The sequence below is a fragment of the Rhizobacter sp. P2_H3 genome, from assembly GCF_056403355.1.
Genome location: NZ_JBFUFQ010000054.1, coordinates 19,117 through 31,215, shown reverse-complemented (window position 1 = coordinate 31,215; position 12,099 = coordinate 19,117). Strand labels below are relative to the sequence as shown.

Sequence of the window (12,099 nt, the reverse complement as noted above, 5' to 3'; positions counted from 1 at the left end):
CGACCTTCACCTACGACATCGAGGGCCGTGCGATTGCCACCGAGCACGCCGGCGGGGTCGACCGCTACAGCGTGAGCTACACGACACCGCCGGCCATCCAGGTCGACCAGGTGGCGTACCCAGGCGGAGTCGCCCGGTACTTCAGCTGGGTGCAGCCGCAAGGTGTGGTGATGACCGAGCCGAGCGGGCAGACGACGACGTGGAGCACGGTGAGCGTGAACGGCAAGAACCAGTTCAGCTCGCAGAGTCAACCCGCCGGCGCGGGGAGCCTGGCGAGCAGCCGCAGCCAGTCGTATGACGCCAACGGCCGGGTGGCCAGCAAGGACGATTTCAACGGCAAGCGCAGCTGCTACGTGCATGACGCGACCCGCGGCCTCGAGGCCGTTCAGGTGACGCGCCTGGGCAGCGAGCTGAACTGCACATCCGTCACCGGCCCGGGCGCCAACCTGCCCGCCGGTGCGGTGAAGGTCAGCACGCAGTGGCACCCCGACTGGAACCTGCCGATCCGGGTGGCCGCGCCAGGGCAGCTCACGACGAGCGTGTACAACGGTCGACCTGACCCATTCAACGCAGAAGCCATCGCAAGTTGCGCGCCGGCTGGTGCAACGCTGCCGGACGGCAAGCCGCTCGCGGCACTGTGCAAGCGTGTGGAGCAATCCACGGCCGATTCGAACGGCAGTACCGGTTTCGCACTCCGAGCTGGTGTGCCTTCGGGACCGTCCGTGGATTCCACCGTGAGCCTGCTGCTGCATGCCGATGGTGCCCAGGCCTCGACGGTCATGACCGACAGCAGTCCCAGCGCGAAGAGCGTGACCGCCGCGGGTGGCGCACAGCTCAGCACGACAACGAGCCGCTTCGGGCCGAGCTCGATCCGCTTCAACGGCGGCGATTCGCATGTCGCCGCGCAAGGTGCTGATGCCTACAACTTCGGCTCAGGCGACTTCACGGTGGAATTCTGGGTGTACCTGGACAGTGCGTCCATCAACTACCGAGGCTTGGTGGTCCATGACCAGATCGGCGGGGTTCGGGGTTGGTTGATCTACACGGAAACCTCCGGTGTTCCGCAGGCCGGTGCGCTGAGTGCGGCGATCTGGTCCGGTTCGACGGCCTACTCGGTGCAAGACACCGTGCCGCTGCCTCTCAACACGTGGCATCACGTCGCACTCGTCCGTTCAGGCCAGACGCTTGCGCTGTATCGCAATGGCCAGCCCGTGGGCACGCCGGTGAACGTAGGCAGCGCGGCGACCGGTGATGTGCAGGAGCCGGCCGTCATCGGGGCGTTGCAAGGCATGGGTGCAGTGCTGTCCAACTCGACTTTCTCGGGCTACGTCGACGAGGTACGCATCACCAAGGGCCTGGCCCGCTACGCCGCTGCCTTCACCGTGCCAACGGCGCCGTTCGTTGCCGTGTCCGACGCCGTGCCACCTCCTGAAGCACCGACGACCGGCACGCCGCCGTTGCTGCAGACGCAGGTGCCCAGCCGCGTCAGCGAGTGGACCTATGACGCCGATGGCCGCGTGCTGACCGCGACCGATCCAGATACCGGCACGACCACTTTCGCGTACCACGCCGAGACGAATGACGATCACCAGCGCGGAGATCTGAAATCGATCACCACCTCGCTCGGCAAGATGACCACGTTCGATCGCTACAACCGCTACGGCCAGGTGCTGCAGAGCACCGACCCGAGCGGCGTTGTGACCGTGAACACCTACGACCTGCGGCAGCGCCTGCTGACGAACACGGTCGGTGGCGAGACGACGACGTATGCGTACGACGAAGCGGGTCAGCTGAAGAAAGTGACCTTCGACAACGGCACCTGGGTTGGCTTCGACTACGACGATGCGCACCGACAGGTGGCGGCATACGACCACAAGGCCAACCGCATCGACTACGTGCTCGACAACGCCGGCAACAAGACGGACGAGCGTGTGAAGGACCCGGCCGGCGCGCTCAAGCGCGGCCTGGTCCGGGCAATGGACGCACTGGGCCGTGCGCAGCAAAGCACGGGCAGGGAGTGAGAACATGAACAAGACGATGAACCACAAGCTGATTGCTGCGGCCGTTTCGGCCTTGCTGACCTCGACCGCAGCGATGGCTCAAGTTCCACCCCCACCGGTGTCACCCATTCCGGTGACGACCTACGAATACGATGCCGAGGGCAATCCCACCAAGGTGACGAAGGCCCCGAACAGCCTGAACCTGCAGAACAAGGCGAGCTACGACGCGCAGTACCGCGTGAAGGAACTGACCGATCCGCGGAACGGCAAGACTGCGATCGAGTACGACGGAGGAGGCAGGCCGACGAAGGTGACCGACCCGCGCAACCTGGTCACGCAATACCCGCGCAACGGCTTCGGCGATGCGACGCAGCTGATCAGCCCGGACACCGGCATCACCAACATCACCTACGACGCAGCCCGGCGGCTGAAGACCCGCACCGACAGCCGCGGCGTCACCGAGACCTACACCTACGACCTGGAAGGGCGGCCGACCAGCGTCGTCTACAGCCAGAGCGGACAGGCCAGCCAGACCATCACGTGGAGCTGGGACCTCACCGGCGCGGACTACACCTACAGCATCGGCCGGCTCAGCCGGGTGGATCACCCCAGCGGCTTCGCCCGTGTGAAGTACGACCCACGCGGCCGGATCACCGAAGCCGTGCAATCGGTGAACGCCAAGGCCGGTGCGAACACCGTGCCGATCCAGACGACGGTGAAGTACGCCTACTCGCACGGCGACCTGATGACSATCACCTACCCGTCGGGCCGGGTGCTGGTGATCACGCGTGACACCGGCGAGCTCAWCGSSATGAGCYTGGCCAARGAYGCAGGCAGCRCGCCYRTCCCGCTGATCAGCAACGTGAAGTGGGAACCCTTCGGCCCGGTGAGTGGCTGGGACTGGCACATGACCAGCGGCCTGGTGAATCATACGCGGCAGTTCGACCTGAGCGGTCGCATCGTGCGCTACCCACTGGGCAATGTGCTGCGCGATGTGAGCTACGACGCGGCTGACCGCATCACCGGCTTCACGCACCTGCTGGCCAGTGACGGCACGCCGCAGCCGGCGCTGAACCAGGGCTTCGCGTATGACGAAAACAGCCGACTGACCAGCATCATCACGTCGGCATCGAGCTGGTCGATCGCCTACGACCCGAACGGCAACCGCACGAGCGTGAGCCTGAACGGCAACCCGAGCGACTACACGACCGAGGTGACGAGCAACCGGCTGACGAGCATCACGAATCCGGCCAGAAGCTTCACCTACGACAACGCCGGCAACACGACCAACGACAGCGCAGGCTACACGGCAACCTATGGCCTGAACGGCGCGATTGCGAGCATCACGAAGGCGGGCGTCACCGGCAGCTACGACTACGACGCGGAGCGCCGGCGCATCCGCAAGGTGACGAGCACCGGCGAGGTGGTGATCTTCGTGTACGACCTGGAGGGCCGACTGCTGGGCGAATACGACCAGACCGGCAAGGCGCTGCGCGAATACGTGTGGCTGGACAACATCCCGGTGGCGATGTTCATGCCGGACCCGGCGAACGCGAGCAATCCGAACGCTCCGCCGCTGGTGTTCTACATCCACGCCGATCACCTGAACGCACCGCGTATCGTGGTGGACCAGAACGGCGCCAAGCGCTGGCGCTGGATGGCCGAGCCGTTCGGCACGACGGCGCCAGAGACCAATCCCGAGGGGCTTGGGGCCTTCACGCAGAACATGCGGTTCCCGGGGCAGTATGCGGATGCGGAGAGCGGACTCTGGTACAACTACTTCCGAAACTACGATTCCTCCCGCGGCGGATATCCGCAAAGTGACCCCATCGGGCTGGCGGGAGGGAGTCCGTCCACATACACGTACGTTGACGGTAACCCATTGGTCGGCACGGATCCACTTGGACTTTTCGACTTTGGCAGCTCTCAGCAGACTCTGCAAACGCTTGCGCCCGCTGCAGGGGCTGTTGGCGCAGGAGGAGCTGCAGCTGGTGTTCCTTTGGCTGTTGCCGGGGCTGCTGTGGCAGCAGCAGGCGCTGGCGGCATCGGAATAGGTATTGGAATCAATAACACGTGGGAGCATTTCACCGGCCAATCCCCCGGTGGCAGCTTGTACGACTTATTGCATCCGGAACCCGTATCAAGCGTTCCAGCGATTAACTTTAAAGATTCAATGCACGATGCGTACTCAAGAATCTGCAGTGCTCCTCCCCCTCCGAATTTGGACAAGTGCGAGAACATGCGATGGCAAATCCGCAAGCTGCGCATGTGCATCACAGGTAGAAAATTGTGGGAAGGCAATTGGGGACCGGGGCGTGGCCACGATGACCAGATTCGGCAAAAAGAAAAGGAACTGGAGAAGTGGGAGCGTCGCCTCAAGAACGCTTGGGATTGCAAGAAGGATTGTCCATAATTGGAGGCGGTAATGAATATTGATCTATCTCTATGTAATGAATGGACGCCAGCCCCTGACGACTTGGATGAGGCTTGGGCTTGGCGCACCTTGAATGGCCTTGGGCGCACGCGTGCCATTCAAATGCTGGTCGATAGTCCCTCGACCTTGCCAGAGGTGCTGTACTACTCGAAAGGCAGTTGCTTCCTCTACTATTTGGGTGTCCTTGTTGATTACCTTCTGTCTGAAGAGGCGAAAGCGAATTTCGCTGCAGCCGCAGGATTCATGAATTTGCTCAACACGAGGCATCCATCTCCGACTGCCTTCGTTGGCACAGCTGGCATTTCCTTGTTGGAAGGCGCCCGCCAGATTGCCGCAAGGCAAGATTTCTATGACGCAGATGAGGATATCTTTGGTAGCTTTCCCGAGCTATATGAACGTTATGCCCTTGGTTCAGATATTAGTTTGACTTGAGCGGCGTCACCGTGAGGTGTGTTTGCGCGACGTGCCGACGCGATATCACCTGGGTGCCAAGTGGACCAAAGACATGTATGACTGGTAGTCAGCCCCGGTGCAGCGACCTCACACGTTTCTTTGCACACCTGCAACCCACCCGATACGCTCTCCCGCGACGATCGCATCGTCCAGGAGATCGACATGGCAACCATCCAGCGATTCGTGTTGACCGGTGCGATCCTCGCGCTGGCCGTTCTTTCAGGCGTGTCCCAGGCCCAGGAGCGCCACGGCCGCGGCGGCCCGCCCCCCGGCTACCGCTCGCCGCACTGGCAGTTCGACAACCGCTACCACCACGACCACTATTACCCGTCGCGCGGCTACGTCGCGGCGGCGCTGCCGGGCGGCAGCATCAGCATCGGGTTCCACGGCGGCAACTACTTCTACCAGGGCGGCGTCTGGTTCCGCCCGCAGGGCCCGCGCTACGTCGTCATCGCGCCGCCGATCGGCATCGTCGTGCCGCTGCTGCCGCCGGCCTACACCACGCTCTACATCGGCGGCGCGCCGTACTACTACGCGAACGGCGCCTACTACGCGACCGCGCCGGGCGGCTATGCCGTCGTCGAGCCGCCGCCGGGGGCCGATGCCGCTCAACCGGCACCGGTTCTGCCGCCGCCGAAGCCCGCGCCGGATCCCATCCTCTACCCGCGCAACGGGCAGAGCCCGGCGCAGACCGAGGCCGACCGCCAGGAATGCAACCGCTGGGCGACCACGCAGCCGTCGGCGATGGCCGATGCCTCGGTGTTCCAGCGCGCGGTGGCCGCCTGCATGGACGGGCGCGGGTACACGGTTCGCTGACAGCGAGAAGGGCTTCGATACCTCAGCCTGAACGGGTGGAGGTATGCGGAGTTCGTGCCACCCCCGCGCATGGGCGGTTGTGGGCAGAGGGTGTGGCCGTTAAGTTTCGGCTCCACTCCCTCTTGTCCGACCGATGCGCCTGCCCACCCTCCTGCTGCTGCTCTGCTGCCTCACCGGCACGGTGCGGGCGCAGGCAGACGCCCTCGCCACGTCAGATGACCTGCTGGTCCGCCTGACCCGCGACGAGGCTGTCGCCTACGAGAACGGCGAAGGCGTGCCGCGCGATCCGGTGCGCGCCGCGCAGCTGTACTGCCAGGCCGCCCGCCAGGGCGACGCCGAATCGCAATACAACCTCGCGTGGATGTACGCGAACGGCCGCGGCATCGACCGCAACGACGCGACCGCGTCGTTCTTCTTCCACGCCGCCGCCGAGCAAGGCCTGCCGCAGGCGGTGCGCATGCTCGAGCGCGTCGGCCAGCCCGGCGCCGACATCCCCGACTGCATGCGCCCGCCCGCGCCCGTCGTCGCGGCGGCGGTGCAGGCCACACCCGTCGCCGCAGCACCCACCGCCGAGTTGCGGACCAACGGCCCCAAGTACATCGTCGACCTCGTGAAGACCATCGCGCCGGAGTACCGCGTCGATCCGCAGCTCGCGCTCGCGTTCATCCAGGTCGAATCGAACTTCGACGTGGTCGCGCAATCGCCGAAGAACGCGCAGGGCCTGATGCAGCTGATCCCCGAGACGGCCGCCCGCTTCAACGTGAAGCGGCCGTTCGACCCGGCGCAGAACATCCGCGGCGGCCTCGCCTACATCCGCTGGCTGCTCGCCTACTATCGCGGCGACGTGACGCTCGTGGCGGCAGCCTACAACGCCGGCGAAGGCGCGGTGAACCGCTACCGCGGCGTGCCGCCGTATGCCGAGACGCTGGGCTACGTGAGTCGCATCCTGAAGTCGTCGCGCATGCTGACGCACCCGTTCGACACCGCAGTCACCGAGGCCTCGCCGCAGCTCGCCTCGATGCGCAAGTTCTAGGCACTTGCCTGCTCGGCGGACAGTGCGCACTGTCCGCGTTCCATCCACTGCCGCCTGGCGCGGCCCCCGGGACAACCCGAAGCTGCTGACACAAAGTCCTTGCCACTCAAGGGCTTGAACGGCGTGGCGCACGATCGCCAGGTGTGGCACGTCGCTTGCGCTGTGATGGTGCACGCGCATCACCATTCCAATAAAACAGGAGACAGCATGACCGCGACCCGACGGCGCCCGATGGCGCTGCTGGCCTGCCTTTCCCTGGCCGGGCTTTCCATCGCCGCCACCGGCGCGCTGGCGCAGCCCAAGGACATCCGCATCGCCCACGTCTACAGCAAGACCGGCCCGCTGGAGGCCTACGGCAAGCAGACGCAGACCGGCTTCATGATGGGCCTCGACTACGCGACCGGCGGCACGATGACGGTGGCTGGCCGCAAGCTCATCGTGATCGAGCGCGACGATCAGGGCAAGCCCGACGTCGGCAAGAGCCAGCTCGCCGCGGCCTATGGCGACGACAACGCCGACATCGCGGTCGGCCCGTCGTCGTCGGGCGTCGCGCTGGCGCTGCTGCCGGTGGCGGAGGAGTACAAGAAGCTGCTGCTGGTCGAGCCCGCGGTCGCCGATTCGATCACCGGCGACAAGTGGAACCGCTACATCTTCCGCACCGGGCGCAACAGCTCGCAGGATGCGATCGCCAACGCGGTCGCGCTCGACAAGCCCGGCGTCACGATCACGACGCTCGCGCAGGACTACGCCTTCGGCCGCGACGGCGTGAAGGCCTTCAAGGAGTCGATCAAGAAGGCGAAGCTGATCGACGGCGAGTACCTGCCGACCAGCACCACCGATTTCACCGCCGGTGCGCAGCGCCTGATCGACAAGCTGAAGGACCAGCCCGGCCGCAAGATCATCTGGATCCTGTGGGCCGGGGTCGGCAACCCGTTCAAGATCGCCGACCTCGACCTGAAGCGCCACGGCATCGAGATCGCGGCCGGCGGCAACATCCTGCCTGCGATGGCCGCGTACAAGAACTTCCCCGGCATGGAAGGCGCCACGTACTACTACTTCGGCATCCCGAAGAACCCGGTCAACGAATGGCTGGTGGCCAATCACTACAAGCAATTCAAGGCGCCGCCGGATTTCTTCACCGCCGGTGGCATGAGCGCGGCGATCGCGGTCGTCGAGGCGCTGAAGAAGACGCAGGGCGCGACGGCCACCGACAAGCTGATCGCTGCCATGGAAGGCATGGCCTTCGAGACGCCCAAGGGCCGCATGGTGTTCCGCAAGGAGGATCACCAGGCGATGCAGAGCATGTACCACTTCCGCATCAAGGCCGACCCGGCCTTCGCCTGGGGCGTGCCGGAGCTGGTGCGCGAGATCAAGCCCGAAGAGATGGACGTGCCGATCCGCAACAGGCGCTGAGCAAGGTCCGCCCCACAACCAGGAGACACCACGATGAAGAACCGGTTCGCCAGGATCGGGGCTGCAGCCTCGCTCGTGTTTGCCGCGGCCTGTCAGGCCACTCCGCTGCCCCAGCTGCAGATCGACCCCGCCGAGGTCAGCGTCTCCGGCCTGTCCTCCGGCGGCTTCATGGCCGTGCAGATGCACGTCGCCTACTCGGCCACGTTCAAGCGCGGTGCCGGCATCGTGGCCGGCGGGCCGTACTACTGCGCCGAGGGATCGATCGTCAACGCGACCGGCCGCTGCATGACGCACGCGAGCACCATCCCCGTCAGCAGCCTCGTCAGCACCACCAACAGCTGGGCCACGAGCGGCCTGATCGACCCGGTCGCCAACCTCGCCAATTCGAAGGTCTACCTCTACTCCGGCACCTCGGACAACACCGTGAAGCCGGCGGTGATGAACGACCTGAAGACCTACTACCAGAGCTTCGTGCCGGCGGCGAACCTCTTCTACAAGAACACCATCGCGTCCGGCCACGCGATGATCACCGACGACTACGGCAGCAGCTGCGCCACGACCGCGTCGCCCTACATCAACGACTGCGACTTCGACCTCGCCGGCGAGATCCTGAAGCAGCTGCACGGCACGCTGAACCCGCGCAACAACGGCACGCTGTCCGGCACGTTCACCGAGTTCGACCAGACCGCCTTCATCACCGGCCACGGCATGGCCACCACCGGCTGGGTCTACGTGCCGCAGAGCTGCAGCACAGGCGCTGTGTGCAAGCTGCACGTGGTGTTCCACGGCTGCCAGCAGAACACCGCGCTGGTCGGCCAGCAGTACGTGCGCAACACCGGCTACAACCGCTGGGCCGACACCAACGGCATCGTGGTGCTCTACCCGCAGACCAGCACGCAGGCCACCAACAGCTGCTGGGACTGGTGGGGGTACGACAACGCGAACTACGCGAAGAAATCCGGCCCGCAGATGGCGGCGGTGCGCGCGATGATGACGACGCTGGGCAGCGGCTCGGCACCGTCCGGCCTGCCGGCACCGGCGGGCGTCGGCACCTCGGGCGCGACGGCGAGCAGCATGGTGATCAGCTGGGGAAGCGTCAGCGGCGCGAGCGGCTACAACGTGTACCGCGGCGGCAACCAGGTCAACGCGAGCCTCGTCACCGCGACGAGCTACACCGACACCGGCCTCGCCGCCGGCACCACGTATTCCTGGACGGTGAAGGCGGTCGACGGCAGCGGCGTCGAAGGGCCGTCGTCCGGCGCCGCCACCGGCACCACCACCGGCGCGCCGCCGGCCGCCACCTGCACCACCGCGAGCAACTACGCCCACGTCGCGGCCAACCGCGCGCACGTGCAGGGCGGCTATGCGCTCGCCAACGGCTCGAACCAGAACATGGGGCTGTGGAATCTCTTTGTCACGACGACGCTGAAGATGACCGGCACGAACTACTACGTGATCGGCACCTGCCCCTGACCGCCGCGATGCTCGAGACCCAGGACCTCACCATCCGCTTCGGCGGCCACGTCGCGGTCGATCGCGTCAGCTGCACGTTCGAATCCGGCACGCTGACCGCGATCGTCGGCCCGAACGGTGCCGGCAAGACGACCTGGTTCAACCTGATCTCCGGACAGCTGCGCGCGACGGCCGGCCGCGTGCGGCTGCACGGCATCGACATCACCGCCGAAGGCCCGGCCGCGCGCACGCGGCGCGGCATCGGCCGGGCCTTCCAGCTGACGCAGCTGTTCCCCGCCCTGCCGGTGCGCGAGAACGTGCGGCTCGTCGTGCAATCGCGCGCACGACTCGGCCTGAACCTGTGGTCGGTGTGGCGCGACCACCGCGGCGTGCTCGAGCGCACGCAGCAGCTGCTCGAACAGGTGCGCCTCGAAGCCCGGGCCGATCAACCGGCCGGCAGCCTGCCGCATGGCGACCAGCGCAAGCTGGAGGTGGCGATGCTGATGGCGCTGGAGCCGAGCGTCTTCATGTTCGACGAGCCGACCGCCGGCATGAGCGTCGACGAGGTGCCGGTGGTGCTGGACCTGATCCGCCAGCTGAAGGCGCGCGCGGACTGCACGATCCTGCTGGTCGAGCACAAGATGGACGTGGTGCGCGAACTGGCCGACCGCATCGTCGTGCTGCACAACGGGCAGCTCGTCGCCGACGGCGAGCCCGGGCTCGTGATCGCGTCGCCGGTCGTGCGGCAGGCCTACCTGGGGCTGGCGGCATGACGCTCTCGCTGCAGGGCGTGCACACGCACGTCGGCGCCTACCACCTGCTGCAGGGCGTCGACCTCGACGTGCCGGCCGGCCAGGTGACGATGCTGCTCGGCCGCAACGGCGCCGGCAAGACCACCACGCTGCGCACGATCATGGGCCTGTGGACGGCCTCCGCCGGCCGCATCGCATTCGACGGCGACGACATCACGCGCCTCGGCACGCCGCGCATCGCGCAGCGCGGCATCGCCTACGTGCCCGAGAACATGGGCATCTTCGGCGACCTGACGGTGCGCGAGAACCTGCTGCTGGCCGCGCGCGGTGCCCGCTCGCTGGCCGACATCGACACGCAGCGCCTCGACTGGCTGTGCGGCCTGTTCCCCGCGCTGCGCACGTTCTGGCTGCAACCGGCCGGCGCGCTGTCGGGCGGGCAGAAGCAGATGCTCGCGATCGCGCGCGCGATGATCGAGCCGCGCCGCCTGCTGCTGATCGACGAGCCGAGCAAGGGCCTCGCGCCGGCCATCGTGCAGAACCTGGTCGCGGCGCTGCGCGAGATGAAGGCGACCAGCACGACGATCCTGCTGGTCGAGCAGAACTTCGCGATGGCGCGCGCGCTCGGCGACCGTGTCGCGGTGATGGACGGCGGCCGCATCGTGCACCGCGGCGCGATGGCCGAGCTGGCCGACGACGAAGCCTTGCAGCACCGCCTGCTCGGGCTCTCGCTGGGAGCGCATGCATGAGCAGCACGCTGCCCCGTTCGTCGTTCGACTTGCTGCCGATCGCACTGGTGCCGCTGCTCGCACTCGCCGCCTGGCCCTTGATCGGCTCTGCGTCGAGCTGGCTCACGCTGACGGTGGCCGGCCTCGCGATGGGGATGATCGTCTTCATCGTCGCATCGGGCTTGACGCTGGTGTTCGGGCTGATGGACGTGCTGAACTTCGGCCACGGCGTGTTCATCGCGTTCGGCGCCTTCATCGCCACCAGCGTGCTCGGCGGCCTGGCCGACTGGACCGGCGCCGACAGCCTGTGGCTCAACCTGGCCGCGCTGTTCCCGGCGATGCTGGCCGCGATGGCACTCGCCGCCGCCGTGGGCTGGGCCTTCGAGCGCGTGCTGGTGCGCCCGGTCTACGGCCAGCACCTGAAGCAGATCCTGATCACGATGGGCGGCATGATCATCGGCGAGGAGCTGATCAAGGCGATCTGGGGCCCGGCGCTGATCCCGTTGTCGCTGCCGCAGGCGCTGCGCGGCGTGCTGGCGCTGGGCGACGCGTCGGTCGAGAAGTTCAGGCTGCTGGCCACCGGCCTCGGCGCGGTCGTGCTGGCCGCAATGCTGTTCACGCTGAACCGCACCAAGCTCGGCCTGCTGGTGCGCGCCGGCGTGCAGGACCGCGAGATGGTCGAGGCCCTCGGCTACCCGGTGCGCACGCTGTTCGTCGGCGTGTTCGTCGCCGGCTCGGCGCTGGCCGGGCTCGGCGGCTCGCTGTGGGCGCTGTACCAGCAGGGCGTGGTGCCGCAGATCGGCGCGCAGCTGAACGTGCTGATCTTCATCGTGATCATCATCGGCGGGCTGGGCTCGACGCTCGGCTGCTTCGTCGGCGCGCTGCTGGTCGGGCTGCTGGCCAACTACACCGGCTTCCTGTGGCCGAAGGTCGCGCTGTTCTCGAACATCGGCCTGATGGTCGCGGTGCTGCTGTGGCGGCCCCGCGGGCTGTACCCGGTGAGTTCGCGATGAGCGCGCGC

General features: G+C 66.6%; 10 protein-coding genes. All 10 read left to right on the top strand.

Annotation, left to right across the window (positions count from 1 at the left end; all coding sequences use genetic code 11):
• Positions 1-2,021: LamG-like jellyroll fold domain-containing protein (locus AC1D1T_RS12950; protein WP_477991954.1), on the top strand; the 2,021-nt coding region annotated here is incomplete at its 5' end.
• 4 nt (positions 2,022-2,025) lie between these two features.
• Positions 2,026-4,413 (top strand): RHS repeat domain-containing protein, encoded by a 2,388-nt coding sequence (locus tag AC1D1T_RS12945; RefSeq protein WP_477991953.1) that lies wholly within the window; start codon positions 2,026-2,028, stop codon positions 4,411-4,413.
• Between the two features lie 12 nt (positions 4,414-4,425).
• Positions 4,426-4,866 (top strand): hypothetical protein, encoded by a 441-nt coding sequence (locus AC1D1T_RS12940; RefSeq protein ID WP_477844292.1) that lies wholly within the window; start codon positions 4,426-4,428, stop codon positions 4,864-4,866.
• A gap of 183 nt (positions 4,867-5,049) precedes the next feature.
• Positions 5,050-5,703, top strand: coding sequence for a DUF6515 family protein (locus AC1D1T_RS12935; protein ID WP_477825803.1), 654 nt, complete (start codon positions 5,050-5,052; stop codon positions 5,701-5,703).
• Between the two features lie 133 nt (positions 5,704-5,836).
• Entirely contained in the window at positions 5,837-6,736 is a 900-nt protein-coding gene (locus tag AC1D1T_RS12930; protein WP_477991952.1) for a transglycosylase SLT domain-containing protein, read from the top strand.
• A 231-nt stretch (positions 6,737-6,967) separates the two neighbouring features.
• Positions 6,968-8,149, top strand: a complete 1,182-nt coding sequence (locus tag AC1D1T_RS12925) for a substrate-binding domain-containing protein (RefSeq protein ID WP_477840884.1) — start codon at positions 6,968-6,970, stop codon at positions 8,147-8,149.
• A gap of 33 nt (positions 8,150-8,182) precedes the next feature.
• Complete coding sequence (locus AC1D1T_RS12920) at positions 8,183-9,622, top strand: extracellular catalytic domain type 2 short-chain-length polyhydroxyalkanoate depolymerase (RefSeq protein WP_477826286.1); 1,440 nt, start codon at positions 8,183-8,185, stop codon at positions 9,620-9,622.
• 8 nt (positions 9,623-9,630) lie between these two features.
• The gene (locus AC1D1T_RS12915) at positions 9,631-10,374 is read left to right on the top strand and encodes an ABC transporter ATP-binding protein (RefSeq protein ID WP_477826285.1); all 744 of its coding nucleotides are present in this window, start codon (positions 9,631-9,633) and stop codon (positions 10,372-10,374) included.
• Positions 10,371-11,099 carry an ABC transporter ATP-binding protein gene (locus AC1D1T_RS12910; protein WP_477840880.1) on the top strand — a complete coding sequence of 243 codons (729 nt, stop codon included), beginning with the start codon at positions 10,371-10,373 and terminating at the stop codon, positions 11,097-11,099. The genes AC1D1T_RS12915 and AC1D1T_RS12910 overlap by 4 nt, the downstream gene beginning before the upstream one ends.
• Complete coding sequence (locus AC1D1T_RS12905; protein ID WP_477826283.1) at positions 11,096-12,091, top strand: branched-chain amino acid ABC transporter permease; 996 nt, start codon at positions 11,096-11,098, stop codon at positions 12,089-12,091. Before AC1D1T_RS12910 ends, AC1D1T_RS12905 begins: the two co-directional genes overlap by 4 nt.
• Positions 12,092-12,099 lie beyond the last annotated feature (8 nt).

Coding starts and splice junctions, on each gene's coding strand:
- AC1D1T_RS12940 (WP_477844292.1), top strand. CDS start 4,426: ATGAATATTGATCTATCTCTATGTAATGAATGGACGCCAGCCCCTGAC.
- AC1D1T_RS12935 (WP_477825803.1), top strand. CDS start 5,050: ATGGCAACCATCCAGCGATTCGTGTTGACCGGTGCGATCCTCGCGCTG.
- AC1D1T_RS12930 (WP_477991952.1), top strand. CDS start 5,837: ATGCGCCTGCCCACCCTCCTGCTGCTGCTCTGCTGCCTCACCGGCACG.
- AC1D1T_RS12925 (WP_477840884.1), top strand. CDS start 6,968: ATGGCGCTGCTGGCCTGCCTTTCCCTGGCCGGGCTTTCCATCGCCGCC.
- AC1D1T_RS12920 (WP_477826286.1), top strand. CDS start 8,183: ATGAAGAACCGGTTCGCCAGGATCGGGGCTGCAGCCTCGCTCGTGTTT.
- AC1D1T_RS12915 (WP_477826285.1), top strand. CDS start 9,631: ATGCTCGAGACCCAGGACCTCACCATCCGCTTCGGCGGCCACGTCGCG.
- AC1D1T_RS12910 (WP_477840880.1), top strand. CDS start 10,371: ATGACGCTCTCGCTGCAGGGCGTGCACACGCACGTCGGCGCCTACCAC.
- AC1D1T_RS12905 (WP_477826283.1), top strand. CDS start 11,096: ATGAGCAGCACGCTGCCCCGTTCGTCGTTCGACTTGCTGCCGATCGCA.